Origin of the sequence: Enterobacter cloacae complex sp. ECL414 (genome assembly GCF_021869685.1) — a bacterium.
Lineage (GTDB): Bacteria > Pseudomonadota > Gammaproteobacteria > Enterobacterales > Enterobacteriaceae > Enterobacter > Enterobacter kobei.
Genome location: NZ_CP091481.1, coordinates 2,920,769 through 2,935,302, shown reverse-complemented (window position 1 = coordinate 2,935,302; position 14,534 = coordinate 2,920,769). Strand labels below are relative to the sequence as shown.

The following is a 14,534-nucleotide window of genomic DNA, read 5'->3' as shown; positions in this document are numbered from 1 at the left end:
ACTACAGGAATCACGGAGTCGTTATGCAACAGTCTCATCCCTATCTCTCTTTTCGCGGCATCGGGAAAACGTTCCCCGGTGTTAATGCGCTGACCGATATCAGCTTTGACTGCTATGCCGGACAGGTTCACGCCCTGATGGGGGAAAACGGAGCGGGGAAATCCACGCTGTTAAAAATCCTCAGCGGCAACTACGCGCCAACAACCGGCACGCTGGCTATTCGCGGCGAAGAGATGGCCTTTGCCGATACCACGGCGGCGCTTAATGCCGGGGTGGCCATTATCTATCAGGAATTGCACCTTATTCCCGAGATGACCGTGGCGGAAAATATCTATTTAGGCCAGCTTCCGCACAAAGGCGGCGTGGTGAACCGTTCGCTACTTAATTATGAAGCGGGGCTGCAGCTTAAACATCTTGGTCTGGATGTTGATCCCCAGACGCCGCTGAAATATCTCTCCATCGGCCAGTGGCAGATGGTTGAAATTGCCAAGGCGCTGGCGCGCAACGCCAAAATTATTGCTTTCGATGAACCCACCAGCTCGCTCTCCAAGCGTGAAATCGAAAACCTGTTCCGCGTGATCCGCGAGTTGCGACAGGAAGGACGCACCATTTTGTACGTCTCGCACCGCATGGAAGAGATATTTGCCCTGAGCGATGCCATTACCGTTTTTAAAGATGGGCGCTATGTGCGCACCTTTAGCGATATGCAGCAGGTTAACCATGACCAGCTTGTTCAGGCGATGGTCGGGCGCGATCTGGGCGATATCTATCACTGGAAGCCGCGCGAGTATGGCCCTGAACGCCTGCGGCTGGAAAACGTGAAAGCGCCAGGCGTGAGAACACCGGTTTCATTATCCGTTCGCAGCGGCGAGATCGTCGGGCTGTTTGGCCTGGTAGGGGCGGGGCGCAGCGAATTAATGAAAGGCTTGTTCGGGGGTACCCGCATTTCCGCAGGGCGGGTCTCCATCGACGGTGAGCAGGTTGATATCCAGAAACCCGCCCACGCGATCAGGGCAGGAATGATGCTCTGTCCGGAAGACCGCAAAGCGGAAGGGATCATTCCGGTGCATTCGGTGCGTGACAACATCAATATTTCCGCCCGCCGTAAGTTTATTCGCGCGGGTTGCCTGATAAACGACAGCTGGGAGTCGAGCAATGCCGACCACCATATTCGCTCGCTGAATATTAAAACGCCCGGCCCGGAACAGCTGATTATGAATTTGTCAGGGGGGAACCAGCAGAAGGCCATTTTAGGCCGCTGGTTGTCGGAAGACATGAAGGTCATTTTGCTGGATGAGCCGACGCGCGGTATCGATGTGGGCGCAAAACACGAGATTTATAACGTGATCTATGAACTGGCAAAACGCGGCGTGGCGGTACTTTTCGCCTCCAGCGATCTGCCGGAGGTGCTTGGCGTTGCCGACCGCATTGTGGTGATGCGTGAAGGCGAAATCGCCGGTGAATTACTTCATGAACAGGCGAATGAACAACAGGCGTTGAACCTCGCCATGCCTAAAGTCAGCCAGGCAGTCGCCTGAGTAAGGAGTTAATGATGTCCTCTGTTACTACATCCGGAGCGCCGAAGTCGGCTTTTAGTTTTGGTCGTATCTGGGATCAGTACGGCATGCTGGTGGTCTTTGCCGCACTTTTCGTCGCCTGTGCGATCTTCGTCCCTAACTTTGCCACTTTCATTAATATGAAAGGATTGGGCCTGGCCATTTCCATGTCCGGCATGGTGGCCTGCGGTATGCTGTTCTGTCTGGCCTCCGGTGATTTCGACCTGTCGGTGGCCTCTGTTATCGCCTGTGCGGGCGTGACCACCGCCGTGGTGATCAACATGACAGAAAGCCTGTGGATTGGCGTGCTGGCGGGTCTGTTACTCGGCGTGCTTAGCGGCCTGGTGAACGGTTTTGTCATTGCTCGTCTGAAGATTAACGCCCTGATAACCACGCTTGCGACGATGCAAATTGTGCGAGGTCTGGCCTATATCATCTCCGACGGTAAAGCGGTCGGGATTGAAGACGAGCGCTTCTTTACGCTAGGTTACGCCAACTGGCTGGGCCTGCCTGCGCCAATCTGGCTCACCGTGGCCTGCCTGATCCTGTTCGGCTTCCTGCTCAACCGGACCACGTTTGGCCGCAATACTCTGGCGATCGGGGGCAATGAAGAAGCCGCACGTCTTGCCGGTGTGCCGGTGGTGCGCACCAAGATTATTATCTTTGTCCTCTCGGGACTGGTTTCTGCCGCCGCCGGGATTATTCTGGCCTCGCGTATGACCAGCGGCCAGCCAATGACCTCGATTGGTTATGAGCTGATCGTCATTTCTGCCTGCGTTTTAGGGGGTGTTTCCCTCAAGGGTGGCATCGGAAAAATCTCATATGTGGTGGCCGGTATCCTGATTTTAGGGACGGTAGAGAACGCCATGAACCTGCTGAATATTTCGCCGTTCTCTCAGTACGTGGTGCGTGGTCTGATCCTGCTGGCGGCGGTGATATTCGACCGTTACAAGCAAAAAGCAAAGCGTACCGTGTAACCCCGACGCTGACTTTTTATTGCTCAACTTATAACCATAGTTGACCCCTGAACCGCCTCGCCAGTTTTGCTGGCGGGGCGGTTGTCAAATGGCGAGCCCCATCACACTGTCTATACTTACATGGCTATGAAAGAGGTAAAGGCGTTTACCTCTCATCAACTGTAAGGAGGAAAAGGGTGGCTGACTCGTTAACCGCACCGCCTGTACTGCCCGGAAAATATGCTTTCTTTTTTGACCTCGACGGGACGCTCGCCGGGATCCAGCCGCATCCTGACGACGTGGTCGTACCGGATACGGTGCTAGAGAATTTGCAGCAGCTCTCTCGACTGAACGAGGGCGCATTGGCATTGATTTCAGGGCGCTCAATGGCCGAGCTGGATGTGCTCGCCAGTCCTTACCACTTTCCGCTAGCCGGTGTACACGGAGCGGAGCGCCGCGATATCCATGATCAACTGCATGTTGTATCACTCCCCGATACCTTAATTCAGGCGTTACACACTGAACTCTCCTCGGCGCTGGCGTCACTCCCGGGTACGGAACTGGAAGCGAAAGGCATGGCATTCGCCTTGCACTATCGGCAGGCACCGCATCACGAAGCAGCGATATTTTCGATTGCCCGTAGCGTGGCCGATGCACACCCGCAGCTCGCGCTGCAGCCGGGGAAGTGTGTCGTTGAGATAAAACCTGAGGGCATTAATAAAGGTGCTGCTATTGCGGCGTTTATGGCGGAACCGCCATTTAAGGGACGTATACCGGTATTTTTAGGCGATGATCTGACCGACGAGGCCGGATTTCGCGTGGTGAATCAGGCCGGAGGGATCGCCGTTAAGGTGGGGCCTGGTAACACTGTTGCAGAATGGCGTCTGGCAAATGTCGACGCCGTCTGGCAGTGGATATCTGATATCGCTAACCAGCAACAACAACAAATAGCGCAAAACAAAGGGGGAAACCATTATGGGTCGCTTAGTCGTCGTCTCTAACCGAATTGCACCGCCTGATGATAAAAAATCCAGTGCAGGTGGCCTGGCGGTAGGGGTGTTAGGTGCCTTGAAAGCTGCTGGTGGGCTGTGGTTTGGCTGGAGTGGTGAAATCAGTGAAGAAGAGAAACCGCTTAACAAAGTGACGCGTGGGAATATCACGTGGGCATCCTTTGCGCTGAAAGAGAAAGACTATGACGAGTATTACTCGCAATTCTCCAACGCCGTGCTGTGGCCTGCGTTTCATTATCGTCTTGACCTGGTCAAATTCCAGCGTGAATCCTTCGAAGGCTACTCGCGCGTCAACGCGCTGCTGGCGGATAAACTGCTGCCTCTTATAGAGGAAGACGATATTTTATGGATCCACGATTACCACCTGCTGCCCTTCGCCCGAGAGCTGCGTAAAAGGGGAGTAAACAACCGGATTGGCTTCTTCCTGCACATACCGTTCCCGACGCCGGAGATCTTTACCGCACTGCCGCCGCATGAAGCGCTGCTGGAGGGGCTGTGTGATTACGATTTATTGGGCTTCCAGACCGAAAATGACCGCCTCGCGTTCCTGGATTCGGTGTCAGGTAAAACGCGACTGATGACAAAAGGCGGCAAGACCCATACGGCGTGGGGGAAAACCTTCCACACCGAAGTGTATCCGATTGGGATTGAACCCGACGAGATTGCGGATCAGGCTTCCGGCCCGCTGCCGCCGAAGCTGGCGCAGCTGAAGAATGAACTTAAGCATGTGAAGAATATCTTCTCGGTAGAGCGTCTGGATTATTCCAAAGGGCTACCGGAACGCTTCCTGGCCTATGAAACGCTGCTGGATAAATACCCTCAGCACCACGGTAAAATTCGTTATACCCAGATAGCGCCAACGTCGCGCGGTGAAGTTCAGGCCTACCAGGATATTCGTCACCAGCTGGAAACGGAAGCGGGGCGCATCAATGGTCGTTATGGTCAGCTTGGCTGGACGCCGCTCTTTTACCTGAATCAGCATTTTGACCGCAAAATCCTGATGAAAGTCTTCCGCTATGCAGACGTGGGGCTGGTCACCCCGTTACGTGACGGGATGAACCTGGTGGCAAAAGAGTATGTGGCGGCTCAGGACCCGGCGGACCCTGGGGTACTGGTGCTTTCCCAGTTTGCCGGGGCGGCGAATGAGCTCACGTCAGCGCTTATCGTGAACCCTTACGATCGGGATGACGTGGCTAATGCCCTCAACCGCGCGTTGACCATGCCGCTGACGGAGCGCATTTCACGCCATGCTGAGATGATGGAGACGATCCGTAAGAACGATATTAATCACTGGCAGGCGCGTTTTATTCAGGATCTCCGCGAAATATCGCCGCAAAGCCATGAAGGTGATCTGCAAAAAAAGATCGCAACATTCCCTAAACTCGCCTGATATTCCTCCGGGGGGTTTACGACCCCCCAAGCGGCACTAACAGCACATCAACCTGGCTTGACGCGACAATCGATTTTGCCGCGCAAGCTGCGCGAGATAAAAAGCTGTGGTTATGGTTCCCGCAAATCACTAAATCAATATTCTGTTTGCGACACATGTCGAGAATATGAGCATTAAGTTCACCGGTCGCAATTACGGTCTCGTAAACAGGATATTGTGCCTTTTCTACCAACTCTCGCAGAAATTGCTGTGTTTCTTCCTGCAATACCTCACGAATATCTTCCAGCATGGGGGCTGCCAGCTGATTATACATCTCGGGTTCGGCTGCGAGCGTGATGAGGCTAATGCGCGCATTGCTGGGCCTGGCGATGGACACGGCCCGGGAAACAAGCAGATGGCTTTCGGGGGAAACAGCAACAGATACAAGCAGATGGGAGTAACTCATGGCGCACTCCTTAGATGTCTGAAAGACAGCGTGTGATCACCATTACCTCGAATGACCAGGATCTGCAAGAGGGGATTACGACATTAGTGTGAAGCTTATCATAATTATTCATTAATTATTCTTATAAGAAGAATAACTGAAAAACGCGTCTAAATGAAAAAAATTAACAACTTAACGTAAATCACACAATTTCCCTCTTTTGCCGTTAAATCGTTTTAACCCGTTATAAACATATTTCGAATGATCACGCTCTGAAACAATTTTTGTGGGCGGCTTGCATAACTCTATGTTTTTTCACGGTAAGAAAAATGTTTCCTTAAGATGAGCATCTTGTGAAGGTTTCCGGGGCGCGCTCACGGCAGGAAAAGCACGATACATGCCAGTTCGCTTCACCCTTCTGCATGACTATTCGTCAATTAAGAATACAAAACTGTGCCAATTGGGCAAAAAATGAACAAACTACAAGTCATACTGATGGATTTATGGAGGATATTCACTTAAATTGTGTGACGTGGATCACATTTTTTTTAAATTTGAGGGTGGCTGCATTGTATGTGGCAAATCTGACGAGTAGAGTTTGCGTCGAATTAGGAAAAATCTTAGTTATTTGTAAGAAATGATAAACCACGTAAGAGACGTTACTGCGTTTCGACTCTTGCGCGTTTCGATGAATACAAACCTAGATTCAACTATGCATTTAGCCTTTTCTTTTTATACCGGGTGATTTCCCGGCGACATCACGGGGTGCGGTCTTTCCGCATAAAAATAATAGTTGGTTATTCGGGATGGGAACAATGCATACATCCGAGTTGCTAAAACATATCTATGACATCAATTTGTCATATTTACTGCTCGCGCAGCGTTTAATTAGTCAGGACAAAGCGTCCGCGATGTTTCGTCTGGGTATTAACGAAGAAATGGCAACCATGCTGGGTGGTTTAACCCTCCCGCAGATGGTAAAACTGGCCGAAACGAATCAACTGGTTTGCCAGTTCCGTTTTGACAATCCGCAGACGATCACGCGTCTGACGCAGGAATCCCGTGTTGACGATCTGCAACAGATCCATACCGGTATTCTTCTCTCCACTCGCTTGCTTAACGAAATCAGCCAGCCTGATGACGCAGCCCGTAAGAAAAGGGCCTAGCAATGAGCGAGAAAAGCATTGTTCAGGAAGCGCGTGACATACAGCTTGCCATGGAGCTGATTACGCTGGGTGCTCGTTTACAAATGCTGGAAAGCGAGACTCAGCTGAGCCGTGGTCGCCTCATTAAACTGTATAAAGAGTTACGTGGTAGTCCCCCGCCGAAAGGCATGTTGCCGTTTTCGACAGACTGGTTTATGACGTGGGAGCAAAATATCCACGCATCGATGTTCTGTAACGCCTGGCAATACCTTCTGAAAACCGGTTTGTGTAGCGGCGTCGACGCCGTGATCAAAGCGTATAAACTTTACCTTGAACAATGCCCGCAGCAGGACGAAGGCCCCCTGCTGGCACTGACCCGCGCATGGACGCTGGTACGTTTTGTTGAGAGCGGAATGCTTGAATTGTCGCGCTGCAATTGCTGCGATGGCAATTTTATTACCCATGCTCATCAGCCTGTTGGCAGCTTCGCCTGTAGTTTATGCCAGCCTCCATCCCGCGCAGTAAAAAGACGTAAACTTTCCCGGGATGCTGCCGATATTATTCCACAACTGCTGGATGAACAGATCGAACAAGCTGTTTAACCCGAACGTGTGGGCAAGATTCCAGCAGCGGTAAGTCATTACCGCTGCTTTTTTTTACCCCTCAAACGGTAAACGCTACGAACTGAACGTCCTTGCCATAGTCACTAGCGGAAGGATGATGTCGTGCTTATCTTATTAGGTTACCTGGTAGTTCTCGGTACAGTTTTCGGCGGTTACATGATGACCGGCGGGCACCTTGGAGCACTCTATCAACCGGCTGAACTTATTATCATCGGCGGCGCAGGGGTAGGGGCTTTTATCGTTGGTAACAACGGCAAATCCATCAAGGGCACGTTGAAGGCCATTCCATTGCTGTTCCGTCGCTCGAAATATACCAAAAGCATGTATATGGATCTGCTGGCGCTGCTCTATCGCCTGATGGCGAAGTCACGTCAGCAGGGGATGTTCTCTCTTGAGCGGGATATTGAAAACCCGAAAGAGAGCGAAATTTTTGCCAGCTATCCGCGCATTCTGGCTGATGCCATGATGCTGGATTTCATCGTCGATTATCTGCGACTCATCATTAGCGGCAATATGAATACCTTCGAAATCGAAGCGCTGATGGATGAAGAGATCGAAACCCACGAAAGCGAATCTGAAGTGCCGGCCAACAGCCTGGCGCTGGTGGGTGACTCGCTTCCGGCTTTCGGTATCGTTGCGGCGGTGATGGGGGTGGTACATGCCCTGGCGTCGGCGGATCGTCCGGCGGCCGAACTGGGCGCGCTGATTGCCCATGCGATGGTAGGGACCTTCCTCGGTATTTTGCTGGCTTATGGTTTTATCTCTCCGCTGGCCAGCGTCCTGCGCCAGAAGAGCGCGGAAACCACAAAAATGATGCAGTGCGTGAAGATCACGCTGCTCTCAAACCTCAACGGTTATGCGCCGCCGATCGCGGTTGAATTTGGCCGTAAAACGCTTTACTCCAGCGAGCGTCCGTCGTTTATCGAACTTGAAGAACACGTGCGCGCGGTGAAAAACCCAAACCAACAGACGACAACTGAGGACGCATGAAAAACCAGTCCCATCCGATCGTCATCGTAAAAAAACGCAAGCACAAGGGCGGTGGGCATGGCGCACACGGCTCGTGGAAAATCGCGTACGCCGACTTTATGACTGCAATGATGGCGTTCTTTCTGGTGATGTGGCTGATCTCCATCTCCAGCCCGAAAGAACTGATCCAGATTGCCGAATATTTCCGTACGCCGCTGGCGACGGCAGTGACCGGTGGGCCGCGTATCTCTAACAGCGACAGCCCCATTCCTGGCGGCGGTGATGATTACACCCAGCAGAAGGGTGAGGTGAAAAAAGAGCCGAACATCGACGAGCTGAAGAGGAAGATGGAACAGGCGCGTCTGAAAAAACTGCGTGGCGATCTCGATCAGCTGATTGAGGCTGACCCCAAACTGCGTGCGTTGCGACCGCACCTGAAAATCGATCTGGTGCAGGAAGGGTTACGTATTCAGATCATTGATAGCCAGAACCGTCCGATGTTTAAAACCGGCAGCGCCGAGGTTGAGCCGTACATGCGCGATATTCTGCGCGCTATTGCACCGGTGCTGAACGGCATTCCTAACCGAATCAGCCTGTCAGGCCACACGGATGATTTCCCGTACGCCAGTGGGGAGAAGGGATACAGCAACTGGGAGCTTTCTGCCGATCGTGCCAACGCCTCGCGTCGCGAGCTGGTGGCCGGTGGGCTTGATGATGGCAAGGTACTGCGCGTGGTCGGCATGGCAGCAACCATGCGCGTCTCCGACCGCGGGCCGGATGACGCCATCAACCGTCGTATCAGTCTTTTAGTGCTGAACCAGCAGGCGGAGCAGGCCATCCTGCATGAAAACGCCGAAAGTCAGAATGAGTCACTGGACGATTTAAAACAGCCTGGGGCCGTTCCTTCGGCTGCCGTTCCAACATCGCCACCAGCCAATCCGAGGTGATAGCGTGAGCATGGATATTAGCGATTTTTACCAGACATTTTTTGATGAAGCCGACGAATTGTTGGCCGATATGGAGCAACATTTGCTCGACCTGGTGCCCGAAGCACCGGACTCCGAGCAGCTCAATGCCATCTTCCGTGCGGCGCATTCCATTAAGGGCGGAGCCGGAACGTTTGGATTTACCATCCTGCAGGAAACAACCCATTTAATGGAAAACCTGCTGGATGAAGCACGACGCGGTGAGATGCAGCTCAATACCGACATTATCAACCTGTTTTTGGAAACCAAAGATATTATGCAGGAACAGCTCGACGCCTATAAAAGTTCGGCAGAGCCTGATGCCGCCAGCTTTGAATATATCTGCAATGCGCTTCGCCAGCTCGCCCTGGAAGCAAAAGGTGAGGTCGCAGCAGCCGTTGTCCCTGCTGCAAAACTGAGCGTTGTCGATGCGGTTGGTGCCGGTGAAACCGCGCCAGCCGCTGCGCAAGCGGGCAAATTGCGTGTTGTGCTTTCACGCCTGAAAGAGAATGAGGTTAACCTGCTGGAAGAAGAGCTGGGTAACCTGGCGACGTTAAGCAATGTCGTGAAAGGCAAAGACAGCCTCGCAGCTACGCTTGATGACGGGATTGGTCAGGACGATATCGTGGCGGTGCTGTGCTTTGTGATTGAAGCCGACCAGATTGCCTTCGAAACCGAAACCGAAACCGAAACCGAAACCGAAACCGCCGAAGCGGAAGCTCCGGTAGCGCAGGAAGAGGTGGCCGTCATCGCTCAGGCTCCGACCCCGGCTGTCGCGCCTGCGGCCCCGGCGCTGAAAGCGGTGCCAAAAGACGCTGCTGCACCTGCACGTGGTGAAAAACCGGCCGCGCGCTCCAGCGAATCCACCAGCATTCGCGTTGCCGTTGAGAAGGTTGACCAGCTGATCAACCTGGTGGGCGAACTGGTGATCACCCAGTCGATGCTGGCACAACGTTCTAATGAACTGGACCCGGTTACCCATGGCGATCTGATCACCAGCATGGGTCAGTTACAACGTAACGCCCGCGATCTGCAGGAATCGGTCATGTCCATCCGTATGATGCCGATGGAATATGTCTTCAGCCGCTTCCCGCGCCTGGTACGCGATCTCGCGAGCAAACTGAATAAACAGATTGAACTGACGCTGATGGGTAGCTCCACCGAGCTGGATAAGAGCCTGATCGAGCGCATCATCGACCCGTTAACGCACCTCGTGCGTAACAGCCTCGACCACGGTATTGAACTGCCGGAAAACCGCATTGCTGCCGGAAAATCGCCGGTGGGCAATTTGATTCTCTCTGCGGAACATCAGGGCGGGAATATTTGCATCGAAGTGACCGATGACGGCGCGGGTCTTAACCGCGAGCGTATTCTGGCGAAGGCGATTTCGCAGGGCATGGCGGTCAACGAAAACATGACCGATGAAGAAGTGGGGATGCTGATCTTCGCGCCCGGCTTCTCTACCGCAGAGCAGGTGACTGACGTTTCCGGGCGCGGCGTCGGCATGGACGTGGTGAAACGTAACATCCAGGAGATGGGCGGCCACGTTGAGATCCAGTCTAAGCAGGGTTCCGGCACCACCATTCGCATCCTGCTTCCGCTGACGCTGGCGATCCTCGACGGGATGTCCGTGAAAGTGGCAGACGAAGTGTTCATTCTTCCGCTGAACGCGGTGATGGAATCCCTGCAGCCACGTGAAGAAGATCTGCATCCGCTGGCGGGCGGTGAGCGCGTGCTCGAAGTGCGCGGGGAATATCTGCCGCTGGTGGAACTGTGGAAAGTGTTCGAAGTGGACGGCGCGAAGACCGAGGCCACGCAGGGCATCGTTGTGATCCTGCAAAGTGCGGGCCGTCGCTATGCGCTGCTGGTTGATCAGCTGATTGGTCAGCATCAGGTGGTGGTGAAGAACCTCGAAAGCAACTACCGCAAAGTGCCTGGTATTTCTGCTGCGACCATTCTGGGTGATGGTAGCGTGGCGCTGATCGTCGATGTGTCGGCGCTTCAGGGATTAAATCGTGAACAACGTGTGGCGTACACAGCCGCCTGATTAAGTAGAAGGTAAAAACATGACCGGTATGAGTAATGTAACGAAACTGGCGGGCGAGCCATCAGGGCAGGAATTCCTGGTATTCACTTTAGGCGATGAGGAGTACGGCATCGATATCCTCAAAGTGCAGGAAATTCGTGGTTACGATCAGGTTACCCGCATCGCTAACACGCCTGCTTTTATTAAAGGTGTCACCAACCTGCGCGGCGTCATTGTCCCCATCGTCGATCTGCGCGTGAAGTTCAGCCAGGGCGACGTTGACTACAATGACAACACCGTGGTGATCGTCCTGAACCTGGGGCAGCGCGTGGTGGGTATCGTGGTGGATGGCGTATCTGACGTGCTCTCTCTGACCTCTGACCAAATTCGCCCTGCGCCGGAGTTTGCGGTCACCCTGTCGACCGAATACCTGACCGGTTTGGGTGCGCTCGGCGAGCGTATGCTGATTCTGGTGAACATTGAGAAGCTGCTGAACAGCGAAGAGATGGCGCTGCTGGATATCGCGGCGAATCACGTAGCGTAGGTAAAAGCAAAACGGCAACCCGGTTGCCGTTTTTTATGTTTGCTCCCTCTCCCTGTGGGAGAGGGTCGGGGTGAGGGCATCAGGCCTCACCCCTTTCATATCCTTACGCTTCCTGCTTTACCAGCTCAGCTTCCGCTTCCCGCGCCCCTTCATTCTGCGACAGCATCGCGGTCGCAATCCCATTCCCCAGCACGTTAATGGCTGAACGCCCCATATCCAGGAAGTGGTCGATCCCCATCAGCAGCAGAATGCCCGCTACCGGGATATTAAAACTTGGAATGGTCGCAGCCAGCACCACCAGGGACGAACGCGGTACCCCCGCAATCCCCTTTGACGCCAGCATCAGGGTTAACATCAGTACCGTTACCTCTGAGAAACTCAGGTGAATGTTATACGCCTGGGCGATAAACATCGACGCGAACGAGCAGTACACCATCGACCCCACCAGGTTGAAGGAGTAGCCAATTGGCAGAACAAAAGAGGCGATATTGCGTGAGCAGCCAAAACGCTCCAGTTGCTCCAGCGTTTTAGGGTAGGCGGCTTCAGAACTGCTGGTGGTGAACGCCACCAGTACCGGGTCTTTCAACATGCTGACCAGGCGAAACACCTCTTTTTTCAAAACCATATAGCCCACGGCGAGCAATACCAGGCAGGTGAGAAGGATGGCAACATAGTAACCGCCAATAAAGGAGGCATAGTTCAACAGAATGCCTAAGCCCTGAGTGGCAATGACGGAGGAGATCGCCGCAAAGATGGCCAGCGGCGCAACGTACATCACGTAACCGGTTACCTTCAGCATGATATGGGAAACCACATCCAGCGCGGCAACCAGCGGCGCGTTGAATTTCTGCCCCAGCGACGCACCGCCGATACCGAAGAACATTGAGAACACCACAATCTGCAGGATCTCATTGTTCGACATCGCGCCTGCGATACTGGTTGGAATAGTGTGAGACAGAAACGCTTTCAGCGTCATGCCCCCAACGGCCAGACCGGTATCTACCGCCTCGGTTGGGATCGTCAGGTTCAGGCCACTTCCCGGATGCTCGAGCGTGACGATAAACAGTCCGACCAGAATGGAGAGCACCGATGAGCTGATAAACCACACCATCGCTTTACCGCCAACGCGGCCAATGGTGGAGGTTTCGCCCAGTTTCATAATGCCGACGGTCAGCGTACTGAAGACCAATGGCGCAATAACCATTTTGATCAGACGAAGGAAGATGTCGGTCAGCAGGGTAATATTATCCGACCAGGCTTTAATGGCATCCGCAGATGCGTATTCATGAATTGCTGCCCCTGAAAGAATACCCGCCAGCATGAATATCACGATGAAGAGTGTGAGTTTGTTTGCACTTGCCACGAAAAAAGACCCTCTATGCGCTTTAGATGTCGCCCGCGCCGATACATATAGATTTTTTATTACTGCGCGGGAAATTATTCGGCACATAAATTGACGCAAAGTGTAGGGGGATACAACAAGTTTTTAAGTTTTATTAATTTTGTTGTTAATGTGCAGACGATATATTGTGACGCTTATCACACTTTTGCGGATATATCCTCAGGCTTCGCGCCCGAATATTCTTTTATTTCGGTTTAACTTTCTGTTTTTAAAAAATAAATGCTGTCAATAAGACATAGGTTGTGACTACCCTGCGTCGGGTGGTCGAAGCGATATCCGTAAACTAAATTCTCAATAACCCCCTCAGAGGAACGTTAAGCGGGGCTAACATCTTGAACGTTAAAAATAAAATGTTGCAAGGGAACGGAGACGTCTTCTGGAGGGTGGTAAATGAAAAGAAAACTCCTTTTGATCTGTGCAGGCACATTACTGACGACGACCGTAGTTCATCAGGCACTGGCCGTTACCAGCAGCGGCACCATCGGGGCGACGCTGACGCTGACAAACGGCTGCCTGATAAACGGATCGCCCACGCAAAGTGGTATTAACTTCGGGACGCTCGATTTTGGTACCCATCCCGCAACGTTTTCCACCCTTACGACGCAGTTGAGCGGCGCCAGCGGCGGAAACACCTTTACAGTCCAGTGTACGACCGCCAGCTATACGGTCGCGATAACCGGCAATACCCATTCCACCGCCCCTGGCTCCGTGGTGGGGTCGCCAGGGACGCCTGAGCGCTACCTGGTCAATACGGCCAACGCGGCACAGGGCGTGGCTTATAGCCTGTACAGCGACAGCGGGTTCAACTCTGTGATTGCCAATAACACCGCGTTGCCGATCGCGTCTACGGCAGGTGGGGTCGACAGTTATACCCTGTACGGCCGCATTACCGGAGGCGGGAACAGCGTAACGGTGGTACCCGGCACCTATACCGACACGATTAACGTCAGCGTGACCTATTAGATCTGCACTGCCATGAAGGCCCCTTTTACAGGTCTGCGCAAACGCGCAGAGGGAAGCGTGCAGCCTTTTTTCGCGCTGATCGTCGGGCTGTTGCTGATACCTGCTGCGGGGGCGGTGACATCGCAGTCCTTTAAGGTCAGCGCGACCATTGTACCGGGTTGCGCGGTGGCCACCGGTAGCGGGGGGCTTCTCGGTACGCTGGATTTTGGCACCCATAACGGGGTGGAAAGCGCGCCAGTCAGTACCAGCTTTGTGCCAAACGGGGCGTTGTCTATCGCCTGTACGCCTGGCGTGGCGCTGAGCATGAGCATTAATGGCGGTCAAAATTATTCATCCGTCCGTCGGATGAAGCGGTCCGGAGGAACAGAACTGGTGCCGTACCGGCTCTACAGCAGTAGCTCGCTGGCCGCCAACAGCGAAATTGGCGTTAACCAGGCAATACCGGTGACCTATACCAACAGTAATAACATCGCGCTGCCGCTTTTTGGCGTGGCGCTACTGACCGGCTTTAGCCCGGCAGGAACCTATTCCGATCAGCTCACCGTGACCTTGTCATGGTAA

14 protein-coding genes are annotated in these 14,534 nt (G+C 53.4%); 12 read left to right on the top strand and 2 right to left on the bottom strand.

Going from position 1 to position 14,534, the window contains the following annotated elements:
• Positions 1 to 23 precede the first annotated feature (23 nt).
• The 4 genes from araG (at position 24) to otsA (ending at position 4,912) form a co-directional block, all read left to right on the top strand.
• Positions 24 to 1,538 carry an L-arabinose ABC transporter ATP-binding protein AraG gene (araG, locus tag L3068_RS14140; RefSeq protein ID WP_014884359.1) on the top strand — a complete coding sequence of 505 codons (1,515 nt, stop codon included), beginning with the start codon at positions 24 to 26 and terminating at the stop codon, positions 1,536 to 1,538.
• 14 nt (positions 1,539 to 1,552) lie between these two features.
• Positions 1,553 to 2,533, top strand: a complete 981-nt coding sequence (gene araH / locus L3068_RS14135) for an arabinose ABC transporter permease AraH (protein ID WP_014884358.1) — start codon at positions 1,553 to 1,555, stop codon at positions 2,531 to 2,533.
• 176 nt (positions 2,534 to 2,709) lie between these two features.
• Positions 2,710 to 3,513, top strand: coding sequence for a trehalose-phosphatase (otsB, locus tag L3068_RS14130; protein WP_045281454.1), 804 nt, complete (start codon positions 2,710 to 2,712; stop codon positions 3,511 to 3,513).
• Positions 3,488 to 4,912 (top strand): alpha,alpha-trehalose-phosphate synthase, encoded by a 1,425-nt coding sequence (gene otsA, locus L3068_RS14125; RefSeq protein ID WP_063666322.1) that lies wholly within the window; start codon positions 3,488 to 3,490, stop codon positions 4,910 to 4,912. Before otsB ends, otsA begins: the two co-directional genes overlap by 26 nt.
• 16 nt (positions 4,913 to 4,928) lie before the next feature.
• Here the strand turns inward: otsA and uspC are convergent, their stop codons facing one another.
• Positions 4,929 to 5,357, bottom strand: coding sequence for a universal stress protein UspC (uspC, locus tag L3068_RS14120; protein WP_014884355.1), 429 nt, complete (start codon positions 5,355 to 5,357; stop codon positions 4,929 to 4,931).
• A 794-nt stretch (positions 5,358 to 6,151) separates the two neighbouring features.
• Here uspC and flhD point away from each other — a divergent pair.
• From flhD to cheW, 6 genes are all read left to right on the top strand, one after another.
• Positions 6,152 to 6,502, top strand: coding sequence for a flagellar transcriptional regulator FlhD (gene flhD, locus L3068_RS14115; RefSeq protein WP_013096050.1), 351 nt, complete (start codon positions 6,152 to 6,154; stop codon positions 6,500 to 6,502).
• Between the two features lie 2 nt (positions 6,503 to 6,504).
• Entirely contained in the window at positions 6,505 to 7,083 is a 579-nt protein-coding gene (gene flhC / locus L3068_RS14110; protein ID WP_014884354.1) for a flagellar transcriptional regulator FlhC, read from the top strand.
• 123 nt (positions 7,084 to 7,206) lie between these two features.
• On the top strand, positions 7,207 to 8,094 hold the full coding sequence (gene motA, locus L3068_RS14105) for a flagellar motor stator protein MotA (RefSeq protein WP_008500417.1): 888 nt from the start codon (positions 7,207 to 7,209) through the stop codon (positions 8,092 to 8,094).
• Positions 8,091 to 9,020, top strand: a complete 930-nt coding sequence (motB, locus tag L3068_RS14100) for a flagellar motor protein MotB (RefSeq protein WP_014884353.1) — start codon at positions 8,091 to 8,093, stop codon at positions 9,018 to 9,020. The genes motA and motB overlap by 4 nt, the downstream gene beginning before the upstream one ends.
• 4 nt (positions 9,021 to 9,024) lie before the next feature.
• Positions 9,025 to 11,085 (top strand): chemotaxis protein CheA, encoded by a 2,061-nt coding sequence (gene cheA / locus L3068_RS14095; protein ID WP_063666328.1) that lies wholly within the window; start codon positions 9,025 to 9,027, stop codon positions 11,083 to 11,085.
• A gap of 19 nt (positions 11,086 to 11,104) precedes the next feature.
• On the top strand, positions 11,105 to 11,608 hold the full coding sequence (gene cheW / locus L3068_RS14090; protein ID WP_014884351.1) for a chemotaxis protein CheW: 504 nt from the start codon (positions 11,105 to 11,107) through the stop codon (positions 11,606 to 11,608).
• 103 nt (positions 11,609 to 11,711) lie between these two features.
• Here the strand turns inward: cheW and L3068_RS14085 are convergent, their stop codons facing one another.
• Positions 11,712 to 12,971 carry a dicarboxylate/amino acid:cation symporter gene (locus L3068_RS14085; protein ID WP_014884350.1) on the bottom strand — a complete coding sequence of 420 codons (1,260 nt, stop codon included), beginning with the start codon at positions 12,969 to 12,971 and terminating at the stop codon, positions 11,712 to 11,714.
• Positions 12,972 to 13,400: 429 nt separating this feature from the next.
• Here L3068_RS14085 and L3068_RS14080 point away from each other — a divergent pair, with 429 nt between their 5' ends.
• Positions 13,401 to 13,973, top strand: coding sequence for a Csu type fimbrial protein (locus tag L3068_RS14080; protein WP_014884349.1), 573 nt, complete (start codon positions 13,401 to 13,403; stop codon positions 13,971 to 13,973).
• 12 nt (positions 13,974 to 13,985) lie between these two features.
• Entirely contained in the window at positions 13,986 to 14,534 is a 549-nt protein-coding gene (locus L3068_RS14075) for a Csu type fimbrial protein (RefSeq protein WP_032629056.1), read from the top strand.

Coding starts and splice junctions, on each gene's coding strand:
- flhC (WP_014884354.1), top strand. CDS start 6,505: ATGAGCGAGAAAAGCATTGTTCAGGAAGCGCGTGACATACAGCTTGCC.
- araG (WP_014884359.1), top strand. CDS start 24: ATGCAACAGTCTCATCCCTATCTCTCTTTTCGCGGCATCGGGAAAACG.
- L3068_RS14075 (WP_032629056.1), top strand. CDS start 13,986: ATGAAGGCCCCTTTTACAGGTCTGCGCAAACGCGCAGAGGGAAGCGTG.
- L3068_RS14080 (WP_014884349.1), top strand. CDS start 13,401: ATGAAAAGAAAACTCCTTTTGATCTGTGCAGGCACATTACTGACGACG.
- uspC (WP_014884355.1), bottom strand. CDS start 5,357: ATGAGTTACTCCCATCTGCTTGTATCTGTTGCTGTTTCCCCCGAAAGC.
- motB (WP_014884353.1), top strand. CDS start 8,091: ATGAAAAACCAGTCCCATCCGATCGTCATCGTAAAAAAACGCAAGCAC.
- flhD (WP_013096050.1), top strand. CDS start 6,152: ATGCATACATCCGAGTTGCTAAAACATATCTATGACATCAATTTGTCA.
- otsA (WP_063666322.1), top strand. CDS start 3,488: ATGGGTCGCTTAGTCGTCGTCTCTAACCGAATTGCACCGCCTGATGAT.
- araH (WP_014884358.1), top strand. CDS start 1,553: ATGTCCTCTGTTACTACATCCGGAGCGCCGAAGTCGGCTTTTAGTTTT.
- cheW (WP_014884351.1), top strand. CDS start 11,105: ATGACCGGTATGAGTAATGTAACGAAACTGGCGGGCGAGCCATCAGGG.